Consider the following 15,120-nt stretch of genomic DNA (forward strand, 5'->3'; position numbering starts at 1 on the left):
TGTACTACAACCGCACCAGGCTCCACAGCTACAACAACTATCTGTCGCCAATAGCCATGGAGCAAAAGGCGGCATAAACACCGTAACCGGTGTCCGGGATTACTTGACCAGTTCAGCTTGCTCGCGAAAAACCCGAGAACGCCGCGGGGCACCTGCCAGCCAGCGTTATCGTTGACGATCATCGCGAGCAAGCTCGCTCCTACAGCGTTTTGTGTTTTTCGCGCCAGCGGCCGATACCCCTTGTAGGAGCGAGCCTGCTCGCGAAAAACCCGAGAACGCCGCGGGGCACCTAGCAGCCAGCGTTATCGTTGACGATCATCGCGAGCAAGCTCGCTCCTACAGTGTTTTGTGTTTTTCGCGCCAGCGGCCGATGCCGCTTGTAGGAGCGAGCCTGCTCGCGAAAAGCCCGAGAACGCCGCGGGGCACCTGCCAGCCAGCGTTATCGTTGACGACCATCGCGAGCAAGCTCGCTCCTACAGTGTTTTGTGTTTTTCGCGCCAGCGGCCGATACCCCTTGTAGGAGCGAGCCTGCTCGCGAAAAAACCGAGAACGCCGCGGGGCACCTGGCAGCCAGCGTTATCGTTGACGATCATCGCGAGCAAGCTCGCTCCTACAGTGTTTTGTGTTTTTCGCGCCAGCGGCCGATACCCCTTGTAGGAGCGAGCCTGCTCGCGAAAAACCCGAGAACGCCGCGGGGCACCTGGCAGCCAGCGTTATCGTTGACGATCATCGCGAGCAAGCTCGCTCCTACAGTCGGTTAAAACAGGTTCATTTCCTATGAGCGATCTGGATCGCTATCTGCAAGCAGCGACTCGCGACAACACCCGTCGCAGCTATCGGGCGGCCATCGAGCACTTCGAAGTCACGTGGGGCGGTTTTCTGCCGGCAACCGGCGACAGCGTGGCGCGCTACCTGGTGGCCCATGCCGGCGTGTTGTCGATCAACACGCTGAAACTGCGTTTGTCGGCATTGGCGCAGTGGCACAACAGCCAGGGCTTTGCCGATCCCACCAAGGCGCCGGTGGTGCGCAAAGTTTTCAAGGGCATTCGCGCGCTGCACCCGGCCCAGGAAAAACAGGCAGAACCCTTGCAGCTTCAGCACCTGGAACAGGTGGTCAGTTGTCTGGAGCAAGAAGTGCAGACCGCCAGGGCCACAGGCGACCGACCGGGTTTGCTGCGGGCCAGGCGCGACATGGCCCTGATCCTGTTGGGCTTCTGGCGTGGCTTTCGCAGTGATGAGTTGTGCCGGCTTCAGGTGGAACACGTGCAGGCCAGCGCCGGTTCCGGCATCAGTCTCTATCTGCCGCGTAGCAAGAGTGATCGCGATAACTTTGGCAAGACGTATCAAACGCCAGCCTTGCAACGCTTGTGTCCGGTGCAGGCTTATATCGACTGGATTACCGAGGCGGCACTGGTCCGTGGGCCGGTGTTCCGTGGCATCGACCGCTGGGGGCATCTGGGCGAGGAGGGCTTGCACGCCAACAGCGTGATTCCGTTACTGCGTCAGGCGTTGGCGCGAGCAGGTATCGCCGGCGAGCTTTACACCAGTCATTCCTTGCGTCGCGGCTTTGCCACCTGGGCGCATCAAAGTGGCTGGGATCTGAAGTCGCTGATGAGCTATGTGGGCTGGAAGGACATGAAGTCGGCCATGCGCTACATCGAAGCCAGTCCGTTTCTCGGCATGGCGCGTATTACGGAAAAGCCCGTCTCACCCTAGATACCGTTTTCTTCTATTAATACAGCTGGCTAATAGCGAAAGCCAATCAGCAGCATCAGGTTTGCCAATGAGCCTTCCGTTCGTCGAGTGGGTAAAGTCCTTTCCATCAACTTCTTAACCCCCTGACGGAGAGTCAACGATGCCTATCATCAACAGCCAAGTTAAACCGTTCAAAGCTGACGCATTCAAAAATGGCGACTTCGTAAAAGTCTCGGACGCAGACCTGAAAGGCAAGTGGTCTGTGGTGTTCTTCTACCCGGCCGACTTCACCTTCGTCTGCCCGACCGAGCTGGAAGACCTGGCTGACAACTACGACGCGTTCCAGAAACTGGGCGTCGAGATCTACAGCGTTTCCACCGATACCCACTTTGCCCACGCTGCCTGGCACAACACTTCGCCAGCCATCGGCAAAATCCAGTACACCATGATCGGCGACCCGACTCACGCCATCTCCCGCAACTTCGACGTGCTGATCGAAGAAGCCGGTCTGGCTGACCGTGGCACCTTCGTGATCAACCCGGAAGGCCAGATCAAGATCGTTGAACTGAACGATGGCGGTGTAGGCCGTGACGCTTCCGAGCTGCTGCGCAAAATCAAGGCTGCCCAGTACGTCGCTGCTCACCCGGGCCAGGTTTGCCCTGCCAAGTGGAAAGAAGGCGAGGCCACTCTGGCTCCGTCCCTGGACCTGGTCGGCAAGATCTAAGTCTGTGATCGCACTATCAGGGCGGAACTCCGCGCCTACTCAGTAAGCTGCACCGCCCAATAAAAACGCCCGGGCGAGATTCGCTCGGGCGTTTTTTTATGTCTGCTCTAAATGAATCAGTCAAAAGGAAATCGCCCGTATGTTGGACGCCAATCTTAAAGCCCAGTTGAAATCGTACCTGGAACGGGTCACCCAGCCGATCGAGATCGTTGCCTCCCTCGACGACGGTGCGAAATCCCAGGAAATGCTTGAATTGCTGAAAGACGTTGCCAGTCTTTCCAGCCAGATCACTTTGCTCGACAACGGTGACGATGCACGCAAGCCATCGTTCTCGATCAATCGCCCGGGTGCCGATATCAGCCTGCGTTTCGCCGGCATTCCGATGGGCCACGAATTCACTTCGCTGGTGCTGGCCTTGCTGCAAGTCGGCGGCCACCCTTCGAAGGCCAGTGTCGAGGTGATCGAACAGATCCGCTCGCTCAAAGGCGAGTTCAACTTCGAGACTTACTTCTCGCTTTCCTGCCAGAACTGCCCGGACGTGGTCCAGGCGCTGAACCTGATGGCGGTACTGAACCCGAACATTCGCCACGTCGCCATCGACGGCGCGCTGTTCCAGGCTGAAGTCGATGAGCGCCAGATCATGGCGGTCCCCAGCATCTACCTTAACGGTGTGAACTTCGGCCAGGGCCGCATGGGCCTGGAAGAAATCCTCGCCAAGATCGACACCAGCGGCATCGAACGCCAGGCCGAGAAGATCAGCGCCAAAGAAGCCTTTGACGTGCTGGTGGTCGGCGGTGGCCCGGCCGGTGCTTCGGCGGCAATCTACGCGGCCCGTAAAGGCATTCGCACCGGTGTCGCGGCCGAACGTTTTGGTGGGCAGGTGCTGGACACCATGGCCATTGAGAACTTTATCTCGGTGCAGGAAACCGAAGGCCCGAAACTGGCCGTGGCCCTGGAAGAACACGTCAAGCAGTACGACGTGGACATCATGAACCTGCAGCGTGCCGACAAACTGGTACCCGGCAAGAATGGCGAGCTGCACCAGATTCACTTCGCCAGCGGCGCATCGTTGAAGGCCAGGACCGTGATTCTGGCGACCGGTGCGCGGTGGCGTGAAATGAACGTGCCGGGCGAGCAGCAATACCGCAACAAGGGCGTGGCGTACTGCCCGCATTGCGACGGCCCGCTGTTCAAGGGCAAGCGCGTGGCGGTGATTGGCGGCGGCAACTCCGGCGTCGAAGCGGCCATCGACCTGGCCGGTATCGTGTCCCATGTCACGCTGCTGGAGTTCGATGTGCAGTTGCGAGCCGATGCGGTACTGCAGCGCAAGTTGCACAGCCTGCCGAACGTCACCGTGATCACCAGTGCGCAAACCACTGAGGTCACCGGTGACGGCCAGAAGGTCAACGGCCTGCGCTACAAGGACCGTCAGAGCGACGAATTGCGCAGCGTGGAACTGGAAGGGATCTTTGTGCAGATCGGTCTGTTGCCCAACACCGATTGGCTCAAAGGCACCATCGAATTGTCGCCCCGTGGCGAGATCATCGTCGACGCTCGCGGTGAAACGTCGGTGCCGGGTGTGTTCGCTGCCGGTGACGTGACCACGGTGCCGTACAAGCAGATCGTGATTGCAGTGGGCGAGGGCGCCAAGGCTTCCCTGAGCGCCTTCGATCACTTGATCCGGACCTCGGCTCCGGCATAAATCGGACGCTGAAATACAAAACCTTGCAGGAGCGAGCTCGCTCGCGATGGTCGTCAACGATAACGCTGGTTGGCAGGTGCCCCGCGGTGTTCTCGGGTTTATCGCGAGCAGGCTCGCTCCTACAAGGGGCATCGGCGCCGGCGATGCAAATACACAACCCTGTAGGAGCGAGCTCGCTCGCGATGGTCGTCAACGATAACGCTGGTTGGCAGGTGCCCCGGGGCGTTCTCGGGTTTATCGCGAGCAGGCTCGCTCCTACAAAGGGGTATCGGCGCCGGCTCTGAAAACACAAAACCCCATGATTGATCATGGGGTTTTGTGTTTCACATATTCCAAATGTGGGATTTGTTGTGAGGGTTACAGCGGTGCTGGCTGAATGATCTCGACCCAATAGGCGTCCGGATCCTTGATGAACGCCAGGCTCTTCATGCGGCCATCGCTCAAGCGTTTCTGGAAATCGCAGCCCAGTGCTTCAAAGCGCTCGCAGGCGGCGACGATGTCCGGCACCGAGATGCAGATGTGGCCAAAGCCGCGCGGGTCGGTGTTGCCATTGTGGTAGGCGAAATCCGCATCGTTTTCGGTGCCGTGGTTGTGGGTCAGCTCCAGGATGCCGGGGATCGATTTCATCCACTCGGTGCGCGCGGCGGCGTCGGCCGGGATCTGGTTCTTGTCCACCAGCGCCAGGAAATACAGGCTGAACTCGGCTTCCGGGAAATCGCGTTTTTCCACCAGGGTAAAACCCAGGATGCGTGTGTAGAAATCCAGGGACTTGGTGATGTCCTTGACCCGCAGCATGGTGTGGTTGAAGACAAATTTCTGTGTAGCGGCGTCCGGTTGGGCGGTGACGCCGGGGAAGGTGTTCAATTCGTGCAGGCTCATGGGCCCTCCGGAAAATATGTGGGCTAACGAATGGCGACAATGATACGCAAGGGTTCGGACATCACCAAACCCAAACAGTCGGCTATTGCCTGACAGCCGGCCTGGGCCCAGACTTTACGGCTTGAACCTTGAGTGCCCATTGCAATGATTCGACTCCGTAACGTGCTGTTCATCCTGCTAAGCGTGCTTTCGCTGGCTGGCGCTGCTCGCGCCGATGCGCCAGTGGTGACCTGGCCGCAAGGCTGGCAGGTCGAAGACGTGCCTGAATCGGCGTCGGGGGTCAGTCGCCAGCGGGCGGTGAAAAATGATCAGGATGGATCGCCGCTCATGGTGATGGAACTGACCATGAGCCCGGTGCAAAGCGATCACCAGGTAAACCTCGAAGGCGTACTGCTGGAGATGCGCAAGTCGGTTCAAAAAGACTTCTTTCAGGGCGGATATCAAAGTGTCTGCACGCGCATTCATTCGACTACGTTGAGTCGATTGGCCGCGCTGGAAACAACCTGCACCATCACGCAAAACGGCAGGCATGTGCTTTCTCAAACATTGGTGGCCGCGGTGGATGCCGATAAGGCCTATGTTCTTTCCTACGCAGGGCAGGCCGAGGCTTATAAGGCGAGCCAGGATGAAATAGACGCTGCCCGTAACAGCTTGAAACTTTAGTAAGCGCCAGTGCTTTTTCGGTGCATGAAAAATATTTTAGATATCCAAATGGATTAAGCACAAAGTTGATGGCAGTTAGTAATTGTCGGGTGCCGGCCCCGGGCATTTAGATAGCCCATGAAAAAGCCCTGCATAAGCAGGGCTTTTTTGTCGCCGCGAGAGTTAGCCGCGCAACCAGGAATCAACGGTGGCTGCACCGTACTGTTCTTTCCAGGCTTTCAGGCCGCGGTGGTTGCCGCCCTTGGTTTCAATCAGCTCGCCGGTGTGCGGGTTCTGATAAACCTTGACCACACGGGCGCGGCGGGTTTTAGGGGCGGCTGCCTGCAGCAGGCCGGATTTTGCCGGGTTAGGATCGAGAATGGCGATGATGTCGCGCAGGCTCTTGCCATAGGTTTTCATCAAGCCCTGGAGCTTCTCTTCGAATTCGATTTCTTTCTTGAGCCCGGCATCGTTCTTCAGGGATTCCAGCTGCTTGAGCTGTTCTTGAAGGGCCTTTTCGGCTGCACGAAATTCAGCGAGTCTGGACAATATCTTTACTCCAATAGTGTGTTTGGTTGATGCCAACCGCAAACAAAGCTATAAGCCAAGAGCCTTGAAGCGACTCGGTGATAGTGGCTCACCTGCCAATTTAGCGCAGGCATGAAAAATTGTAGTAGTTAATTGGCCAAGAGTAAATCCTGTCTTTTTCTTCATGTAACGTCGGTAGTGTTTTGATTCAAATTGGTGCGTGTAATCGTTTGTTTTGGCGATTGAATTCGCGAGTTAATGGTCGCTTAATGCACTAATGAATTCCGTGCCGGGCATGGGTTTTCCGAACAGATAACCTTGCAGGAAGTTGACCTGGTGTCCGCTCAGGTAATCACTCTGTTCGCGGGTTTCGACACCTTCGGCCACCAGGGCAAGGTCGAGTTTGACCGCCAGTTCGATGATGCTGTCGAGGATGTGGCTCGACAGTGTGTCGACGCCGATCGTGGCGACAAAAGTCTGGTCGATTTTCAGAAAATCGACATTGAACTGCCGCAGGTAGCCAAGGCTTGAGTGGCCGGTGCCGAAGTCGTCGATGGCGATTTTCACGCCCAGTTCGCGAAGTTGTTCGAACAGTTGCAGGGTGATGGCCGTGGGCTCGATCAATTCACGTTCGGTCAGTTCCAGTACCAGATGGATCGAGCCTGGCTCGAACGCATCGAGAAACTCGCGGCAATCCTTGACCAGTTCCAGGTCCTGGCAATGGCTGGCGGTGATGTTGATGCCAATGTGAAACGGCTTGTTGAAGCTGGCCGATTGCGGTGCGAGCAGGGCGGCGGTTTGTCGCATCAGCGAGCGGGTCATCGGCACGATCAGCCCGGAGTGCTCTGCAAACGGAATGAACAGATCCGGACGCACCAGGCCTTCCTTCGGATGTTGCCAGCGCATCAGCACTTCAGCGCCGGACCAGCTTTTGCTGTCGCCATGCACCACGGGCTGGAAATACGGAATGAACTCTGAAGCTTCCAGTGCCCGCTGCATTTCCTGGGTAGGTGCCGAGGAGCGCTTTTGCAGGACGTGACCAATAGCCCCGGCAATCACACCGAAGAAAATCAGCAGACTGAGCAGCGGCGGATATTCGCTGCGTATGTATCGCCAGATTTCGCCTTTGGGAAAACCGGCTTCCACGGCAAAAGCATAGCGCCCGGAGGTCAAGCGACTTTGCGCAACGGGCAGGTCAGGCGCAGTGCCGGTATGAACCTTGCCATCGGCGGATATCCAGTCCGGGCCAACTTGCAGCACCAGCAAGGTATTGCGACCGATCAGGCGCAGGGTATTAATCAAGTGATAACCATCGAGGGTCGACAGTGCGCCTTTTTTTCCTTCGCTCAGCCGGTATATCAGCACGGCGGTGTTGGGCGTTACCGGATTGCCGCTCAAGAGCCATAAGGCGCCCTGGGTGTAGTCACCGGGGTTGACCTTCTCCTGGTAGTCGCCGAACAGAGAGCTGCAATAGAGGTTGTTGTCCCACACCAGATTGGTTGAACGCACGAAGGGGCGGCGAGTGACCTGCTCGCGCAGCGCCAGTGTGACTTCACCGCAACTCTGGCCTGCCAGCGGCAGCAATTCACGAGCGGCCTGGGCGTTGTTGTCGAGCATCAGGTCGAACTGACGAATCGCTTCTTCGGCGGTTTGTTCGGCGTCTTGTTTGAGCGCACGCCCGGCTTGCATGTAAAGAATGGCGGCCCCCAGCAGCACCGGGAGCAAGCCACTGATCAGAGTGACGGCAATTCTTGTGCTGCGACTGCGGGTTTTGGCTTTAAGCGGCATTCGCGAGTCCTGTCACGAAGATGTAAGGCTCTCAATTGATGGCGGGGCAAAACGCCTCCCATGAAGAGTTCGGGTATGGGCCATGATAGTTGGCTGTTGGCGGTTATGCCGCTCAACGCAAGTCAAGGCTTTCGGCCAGCTTGATAAAGGCCAGTGTCGCGGGTGATGCCTGGCGTCGATCGAGCACCGCCAGGCCGACCTGGCGCAACACCGCCGGCGACAGCGGTTTTTTCACGCAGCGGCGGTCAATCTGATTAGGCAATGAACCTTCGGCAACCACCGTCACCCCGTCGCCACGAGCGACGACATCCAGGGTGCTGATCAACTGCGAGCAGCGATAACGGATATTGGGCGTCAGTCGGGCCACTGTGAACAGACGTGAAACCAGCTCCGAAGAGCCGGCCTCGGTCAGCACGAACGGGAAGTCGCACAGATCCTTCAGGCTCAGGCTGTCGTGAACCGCCAGCGGGTGGTCGGCGGGCAGCAGCGCGACCATCTGGTCTTCGATCAGCGCGACCGTGTCGAAACGCTCCTCGGGCAACACCACAAAGCCAATGTCGATCCGCCGTTCCTCCAGCCACTGGAGTACCTGACGGTCGGGGCCTTCGTCGATATGCACCTCGATGCCGGGATGGGCGGCGCGGTACTGCTGCAGAATCAACGGCAGCAATTTGATCGATGAAGTCGGGCCGAAGGAGCCGATTCGCAGCGTGCCGCGTTTCATGCCCCTGGCATCGGCCGCTTCCTGGCGCAGGGTGTTGGCCAGGCCGAGCATCGCCCGGGCGCGCAGCAACAGCTGCTGGCCAATGTCGCTCAGTTCGACCTGAGATTGATGCCGGCGCAGCAGTTCGACACCCAACTCCAACTCCAGGGACTTCAAGGCATGGGACACGGCCGATTGGGAAATACCCAGGCGATTGGCCGCTGCCGTGAAGCCGTGGAGTTCGGCCACGAGGGAGAAAATCTCCAGTTGAGTGAGGGTCATGAGTGTTTGCTCATTTTACGATGACTGGGTATTAACCGAATGATACGGCATCTCTCCGACATCCGGTCCTGGAATCTATGACGATCTGCGAGCAAAGCCTGTCAAAACCATCGGATCTTCCGGTGTATCTGAAACTGGCGGCGGTCACCATGGTGTGGGGTGGCACCTTCGTTGCCGGACGCTATCTGGCCGCTGCCCTCAGCCCGCTACTGGCTGCCAGCCTGCGGTTTTTGCTGGCCAGCGTGGCGTTGCTGCTGTTTATACGCATGGCACGGACACCGCTGGTCCGGCCCAGCCCCCGGCAATGGCTGCAATTGTCATTGCTTGGCTTTTTCGGGATATTTTTTTACAACCTGTGCTTCTTTTATGGCCTGCATTACATCAACGCTTCGCGGGCATCCTTGATCGTGGCGCTGAATCCGGCGGTGATCGGCCTGGCTTCATGGCTGCTGTTCAAGGAGCGTTTGAATCGGGCAAAAGTCGTCGGCATTGCGATCTGCGTGGCGGGCGCGAGCATGGTGATCGTCAGTCGCGACCCGCAGCTATTGGCCGGCGGTGCCGATGTCTGGCTCGGCGATTTGCTGATTTTCGGCTGTGTCCTCGGCTGGGGTGTCTACTCGCTGTTCTCCAAAGAGCTGAATCACACCCTGGGCCCGGTGCAAACGGTGACCTATTCGATCCTGCTGGGCACCGTCATGCTCTGGATGACCTGCATCGTGCGCGGCAAGGTGAGTGTCGCCGCGATCGCCCAGTTGGGTACGGAGCAATGGTTGAGCCTTTTGTACCTGGGCGTGCTGGGGTCGGCGCTGGCGTACATCGGCTACTACGACGGCATTCGCAAAATCGGTGCGACCCGTTCCGGGGTGTTCATTGCCTTGAACCCGTTGACGGCGGTGATCCTTGGCGCGCTGCTGCTGGATGAGCCGCTGACGCTGGCCATGTGCCTGGGTGGCGGGCTGATACTGGCGGGGATTTTCCTCTGCAACAAACCCCTTGCGCGGGCATGGAAAAAGGGGATTTGATACAGAAGGCGGACAAACTGATTTACGCTGTGTAGAATCGGGTTACGCATACAATAATAATCGTCTTCTGGCAGCAGAAGCCTCGCCCGCAAGAGCCTTGGGTCGAAAATGAAGATATTCGGGTTTCAACTGATCTACGGTGACTTTCTCGCCCGCAGTGTGCGAGGCATCTCCTGTGCGCCACCCACCGGTCTCAGCATTGCTTACAACTAACCTTTGTTAATTGATAAAAAAATGATGAGGCGCCGACCATGGCAGATTTATACGAAAACCCAATGGGCCTGATGGGCTTTGAATTCATCGAGCTCGCATCGCCGACCCCGAACACCCTGGAGCCGATCTTCGAGATCATGGGCTTCACCAAGGTGGCGACCCACCGTTCCAAGGACGTGCACCTGTATCGCCAGGGCGCGATCAACCTGATCCTCAACAACGAACCCCACAGCGTGGCTTCGTATTTCGCGGCCGAGCACGGTCCGTCGGTGTGCGGCATGGCGTTTCGTGTCAAGGATTCGCAAAAAGCCTACAAGCGTGCCCTGGAACTCGGCGCCCAGCCGATCCACATCGAAACCGGCCCGATGGAACTGAACCTGCCGGCGATCAAAGGCATCGGCGGCGCACCGCTGTACCTGATCGATCGTTTCGGCGAAGGCAGCTCGATCTATGACATCGACTTCGTGTTCATCGAAGGTGTCGACCGCCATCCGGTCGGTGCCGGCCTGAAGATCATCGATCACCTGACCCACAACGTGTATCGCGGTCGCATGGCCTACTGGGCCAACTTCTACGAGAAGCTGTTCAACTTCCGCGAAATCCGCTACTTCGACATCAAGGGCGAATACACCGGCCTGACCTCCAAGGCCATGACCGCACCCGATGGCATGATCCGCATCCCGCTGAACGAAGAGTCGTCCAAGGGCGCCGGGCAGATCGAAGAGTTCCTGATGCAGTTCAATGGCGAGGGCATCCAGCACGTTGCGTTCCTGTCCGATGACCTGATCAAGACCTGGGACCACCTGAAAAGCATCGGCATGCGCTTCATGACCGCGCCGCCGGAGACCTACTACGAAATGCTCGAAGGCCGTTTGCCGAACCACGGCGAGCCGGTGGACCAACTGCAGGCGCGGGGCATTTTGCTGGACGGTTCGTCCGAGTCGGGCGACAAGCGTCTGCTGCTGCAGATCTTCTCGGAAACCCTGATGGGGCCGGTGTTCTTCGAGTTCATCCAGCGCAAGGGCGACGACGGTTTCGGCGAAGGCAACTTCAAGGCGCTGTTCGAATCCATCGAGCGTGACCAGGTGCGTCGTGGTGTTCTCTCCACCGACTAAGCCGTTACACCGATAAAACTGTGGGAGCGGGCTTGCTCGCGAAGGCGTCGTATCAGGCTACTTGAATAGTGACTGACACACCGCATTCGCGAGCAAGCCCGCTCCCACATTTTGTTTTGCGTGTGCTTAAGGTCTGCGCTGCCGGACCAGATGCTTGAACCCTTCAAACACCAGCACCAGCACGGCCATCCAGATCGGGATGTAGGTCAACCATTCCCCGGCCTTGATGCTTTCTCCCAGCAGCAACGCCACGCCCAGCAGCAACACCGGTTCGACATAGCTCAACAAGCCGAACAGGCTGAATGGCAGCAGGCGGCTGGCAATGATGTAGACCACCAGGGCCGATGCGCTGATCACGCCGAGCATCGGGATCAACAGCGATAACCATGGATGCTGTTCAAACACACCAAAACCTTGCGCGCCGCTCTGGACGAACCAGATCGCCACCGGCAGCGTCAATGCCATGTCCAGCCACAAGCCACCGAGGTTGTCCGCCGCCAGTCGTTTGCGCAGGACGAAGTAGGCCGGATAACCCACGCAGACCAGCAAGGTCGCCCAGGAAAAACCACCGACCTGATACACCTCGTTGACCACCCCCAGGCAGGCGAACACCACCGCGACTTTTTGCAGATAGGACAGACGCTCGCCGTAGGCCAGGCGACCGGTCAAGACCATGGTCAGCGGCAGCAGGAAATAACCGAGTGATACGTCGAGGCTGTAGCCGTTCAACGGTGCCCACATGAACAGCCACAATTGCACGCCGAGCAGGGCAGAGGAGGCAATCAGCGCGCCCATCAGTTTTGGATTGGCCATGGCGCGCCGAACGATCTCCAGCACGCGCTTCCACTCCCCGGACACCACCATGAACACGGTCATGCACGGCACGGTCAGCAGCATGCGCCAACCGAAGATTTCCACGCCGCTCAAGGGGCTGAGCAGCGATGTGTAGTAGTACATGACGGCAAACAGCACCGAGGCTGAAACCGATAGAGCGATACCTTTAGACAAGCTGTCCTCGCGAGGTTGAAGGTGAAACAGGGGGCGGAGGATACGTGGTTTTTGTGCTGAATATTGTCCGGATGATCAATATTTACAACATCCCCTGTAGGAGCGAGCCTGCTCGCGATGAACGACCAGACACCGCGGGCAGGCAGGCTCCCCGCGTTATCGTTGACCACCATCGCGAGCAAGCTCGCTCCTACAGTGGCTTATGTTTCTTCAGTTAAGCGGTCTGCGGCCGGATACAAAGTGGCTCACATCATTGAACCCCGGTGTCGACGCATGCCCCGGTGTCACCAGCGAATCGATGAACGCCTCATCCTCTGCCGTGATCTTCACCGCCTGCGCCTTAGTGTAGGCGTCCCACTGCGCTTCGGTACGCGGCCCGACAATGGCTGAGGTGACGGCGCTGTTGTTCAGCACCCAGGCAATCGCGAACTCGACGATGCCGACGCCGCGTTCCTGAGTGTATTGCTGGATTTGCTGGGCGATGCGCAGGGATTCGACGCGCCATTCGGTTTCCAGGATGCGTTTGTCCTGGCGTCCGGCACGGCTGTTGGCATCAGGTTTCACATCCGGCGCGTATTTGCCGCTGAGCACGCCGCGCGCCAGCGGGCTGTAGGGCACCACGCCAAGGCCGTAGCTTTGCGCCGCCGTGATCTGCTCGGTTTCTGCCTGACGGTTGACGATGTTGTACAGCGGCTGGCTGATCACCGGCCGGTCAACGCCAAGCTTGTCGGCGACGCGAATGACTTCGGCGATGCGCCAGCCACGGTAGTTGGACAGGCCCCAGTAACGGATTTTCCCTTGGCGGATCAAGTCACCGATGGCCGATACCGTGACCTCCAGCGGCGTATTGTGGTCTTCGCGGTGCAGGTAATAGATGTCGAGATAGTCGGTGCCCAGGCGTGTCAGGCTGGCATCGATGCCGTTGAACAGGTGCTTGCGGCTCAGGCCGCTGCGGTTGGGAACACCGTCCACGGGACCGAAGCCGACCTTGGTGGCCAGCACCCATTCATGGCGGCGGCTGGCGATGGCCTCACCGACGATTTCCTCGGAACGGCCGTTGGTGTAGACGTCGGCGGTGTCGATGAAATTGATGCCCTGGTCCCAGGCCTTGTCGATGATCCGCAGGGAATCTTCGGTGCTGGTCTGTTCGCCGAACATCATGGTGCCCAGGGTCAGGGTGGACACCTGCAGACCCGAATGACCCAGCGTGCGGTAGCTCATGAGCAAATCCTTTTACCAGTGGGAAAGGCTCAATCAGATACCAGAACAGTCGCATGGATCAAACAGAAATATCGAACGCACCAGATCAAATGTGGGAGCGGGCTTGCTCGCGAAGGCGTCGTATCAGGCTACTTGAATAGTGACTGACACACCGCATTCGCGAGCAAGCCCGCTCCCACAGGGGATTTGTGTTGATCAGGTGCGCAGGGTTCGGGTCATGCGCAACGCCAGCAAACTGCCGCAGACAATCACACCCGCCAGCAGGTACAGCGCCGCATCGGTCGAGCCGGTGCTGTCCTTGACCCAACCCACCAGGTACGGGCTGAGGAAACCGGCCATCTGCCCCATCGAGTTGATCAGCGCCAGGCCACCGGCAGCAGCGCCGGCACTGAGCAGGGCGGTCGGCACCGGCCAGAACATTGGCAGGCCGGTAAGGGCACCCATGGTGGCGATGGTCAGACCAAGAATCGCGATGGCCGGGTTGGCGGCGAAGTTCACCGCGATCAGCAGCCCCAGTGCCCCCATCAGCATTGGCACCACCAAATGCCAGCGGCGTTCTTTGCGCAGGTCGGCTGAACGGCCAACCATTAGCATGAATACGGCGGCGAGCAAATACGGAATCGCACTCAGCCAGCCGATCACCAGGTTATCGCTGAAGCCCAGGTTCTTGATGATCGACGGCAGCCAGAAGTTGATCGCATAGACGCCACTCTGGATGCAGAAATAAATCAAACCGAAAGCCCAGATCGCCGGGTTCTTGAACACCGCCAGCAGCGAATCGGTCGTGGTTTTCGGCTTGTTCGCCAGATCTTCGGCGTGGTCGGCTTCCAGCACCGAACGCTCAAACGGAGTCAGCCACTTTGCATTGGCGTAGCTGTCGCTGAGCAGGAAGTACGCCAGCGCACCGAGGATGACGGTGGGAATGCCTTGCAGCAGGAACATCCACTGCCAGCCGGCGAGACCGCCCTGGCCAGCGGCGAAGTGGTTGAGAATCCACCCGGAGAACGGGCTGCCGAGCAGGCCGGATACCGGGATCGCGGACATGAACAAGGCCATGATGCGGCCACGGCGGAAGGTCGGGAACCACTGCGAGAGGTACAGCACCACGCCCGGGAAGAACCCGGCTTCGGCCGCGCCGGTGAACAGGCGCAGGGTATAGAACTCGGTCGGTGTGGTGACGAACAGCAGGCAGGTCGACAGGGTGCCCCAGGCAATCATCATCAGCGCAATCCAGCGCCGCGGGCCGAATTTGGTCAGGGCCAGGTTGCTTGGTACGCCGCACAGCACGTAACCGATAAAGAAGATGCCGGCGCCGAGGCCGTACACGGTTTCGCTGAACTTCAGCGCGTCGAGCATTTGCAGTTTGGCAAATCCAACGTTTACCCGGTCGAGGTAGTTGAACAGGTAGCAGATGAAAATGAAGGGGATCAAACGCAGGGTGATGCGCTTGTAGACGGCGTTTTTATCGTCAGCGATGGCGTCGGACGCTACGGCGCTCTGTGTCATGGCGGCTCTCTCTTTATTATGATTTTTTGCGATGCAAAGGGTAACGTTGATCGCCCAGTGAGTCTCGACCACCCTCAGGGTGGCTGTCTTTG

13 protein-coding genes are annotated in these 15,120 nt (G+C 58.5%); 6 read left to right on the plus strand and 7 right to left on the minus strand.

Translation table 11 applies throughout. The features are described 5' to 3' along the window. The first annotated feature begins 777 nt into the window (after positions 1-777). The 3 genes from KGB29_RS20550 (at position 778) to ahpF (ending at position 4,121) form a co-directional block, all read left to right on the plus strand. Positions 778-1,716 carry a site-specific integrase gene (locus tag KGB29_RS20550; RefSeq protein WP_150814064.1) on the plus strand — a complete coding sequence of 313 codons (939 nt, stop codon included), beginning with the start codon at positions 778-780 and terminating at the stop codon, positions 1,714-1,716. A gap of 139 nt (positions 1,717-1,855) precedes the next feature. Further along, entirely contained in the window at positions 1,856-2,419 is a 564-nt protein-coding gene (gene ahpC, locus KGB29_RS20555; protein WP_007975937.1) for an alkyl hydroperoxide reductase subunit C, read from the plus strand. A gap of 139 nt (positions 2,420-2,558) precedes the next feature. Next, a complete protein-coding gene (ahpF, locus tag KGB29_RS20560) occupies positions 2,559-4,121 on the plus strand; it encodes an alkyl hydroperoxide reductase subunit F (protein ID WP_150814063.1) in 1,563 nt (520 codons plus the stop codon). Positions 4,122-4,478: 357 nt separating this feature from the next. On the opposite strand, the gene gloA is transcribed toward ahpF, so the two are convergent. Then, positions 4,479-5,000, minus strand: a complete 522-nt coding sequence (gloA, locus tag KGB29_RS20565; RefSeq protein ID WP_090455458.1) for a lactoylglutathione lyase — start codon at positions 4,998-5,000, stop codon at positions 4,479-4,481. Between the two features lie 144 nt (positions 5,001-5,144). Here gloA and KGB29_RS20570 point away from each other — a divergent pair, with 144 nt between their 5' ends. Then, positions 5,145-5,663 (plus strand): DUF4946 domain-containing protein, encoded by a 519-nt coding sequence (locus KGB29_RS20570; protein ID WP_150814066.1) that lies wholly within the window; start codon positions 5,145-5,147, stop codon positions 5,661-5,663. Between the two features lie 162 nt (positions 5,664-5,825). On the opposite strand, the gene KGB29_RS20575 is transcribed toward KGB29_RS20570, so the two are convergent. From KGB29_RS20575 to KGB29_RS20585, 3 genes are all read right to left on the minus strand, one after another. Beyond that, positions 5,826-6,191: a histone-like nucleoid-structuring protein, MvaT/MvaU family gene (locus KGB29_RS20575; protein WP_008051761.1), complete on the minus strand. Its 366-nt coding sequence runs from the start codon at positions 6,189-6,191 to the stop codon at positions 5,826-5,828. A 234-nt stretch (positions 6,192-6,425) separates the two neighbouring features. Further along, the gene (locus KGB29_RS20580; RefSeq protein WP_150814062.1) at positions 6,426-7,958 is read right to left on the minus strand and encodes an EAL domain-containing protein; all 1,533 of its coding nucleotides are present in this window, start codon (positions 7,956-7,958) and stop codon (positions 6,426-6,428) included. Positions 7,959-8,070: 112 nt separating this feature from the next. Continuing rightward, positions 8,071-8,943 (minus strand): LysR family transcriptional regulator, encoded by an 873-nt coding sequence (locus tag KGB29_RS20585; RefSeq protein WP_150814061.1) that lies wholly within the window; start codon positions 8,941-8,943, stop codon positions 8,071-8,073. A gap of 77 nt (positions 8,944-9,020) precedes the next feature. Between KGB29_RS20585 and KGB29_RS20590 the strand changes: the two genes are divergently transcribed. Together KGB29_RS20590 and hppD are read left to right on the plus strand one after the other, a co-directional pair. Next, entirely contained in the window at positions 9,021-9,965 is a 945-nt protein-coding gene (locus KGB29_RS20590) for a DMT family transporter (protein ID WP_150814060.1), read from the plus strand. A 251-nt stretch (positions 9,966-10,216) separates the two neighbouring features. Then, positions 10,217-11,293, plus strand: a complete 1,077-nt coding sequence (gene hppD, locus KGB29_RS20595; protein ID WP_057714671.1) for a 4-hydroxyphenylpyruvate dioxygenase — start codon at positions 10,217-10,219, stop codon at positions 11,291-11,293. Positions 11,294-11,419: 126 nt separating this feature from the next. Here the strand turns inward: hppD and rarD are convergent, their stop codons facing one another. The 3 genes from rarD to KGB29_RS20610 all read right to left on the minus strand — a co-directional run bounded on the left by rarD (position 11,420) and on the right by KGB29_RS20610 (position 15,028). Continuing rightward, positions 11,420-12,301 (minus strand): EamA family transporter RarD, encoded by an 882-nt coding sequence (gene rarD / locus KGB29_RS20600; protein ID WP_150814059.1) that lies wholly within the window; start codon positions 12,299-12,301, stop codon positions 11,420-11,422. Positions 12,302-12,511: 210 nt separating this feature from the next. Then, positions 12,512-13,522: an aldo/keto reductase gene (locus KGB29_RS20605; RefSeq protein WP_150814057.1), complete on the minus strand. Its 1,011-nt coding sequence runs from the start codon at positions 13,520-13,522 to the stop codon at positions 12,512-12,514. A 195-nt stretch (positions 13,523-13,717) separates the two neighbouring features. Then, a complete protein-coding gene (locus KGB29_RS20610) occupies positions 13,718-15,028 on the minus strand; it encodes an MFS transporter (protein WP_150814056.1) in 1,311 nt (436 codons plus the stop codon). Positions 15,029-15,120: the final 92 nt, after the last annotated feature.

The organism is Pseudomonas sp. BF-B-30 (genome assembly GCF_019956305.1).
Lineage (GTDB): Bacteria > Pseudomonadota > Gammaproteobacteria > Pseudomonadales > Pseudomonadaceae > Aquipseudomonas > Aquipseudomonas jessenii.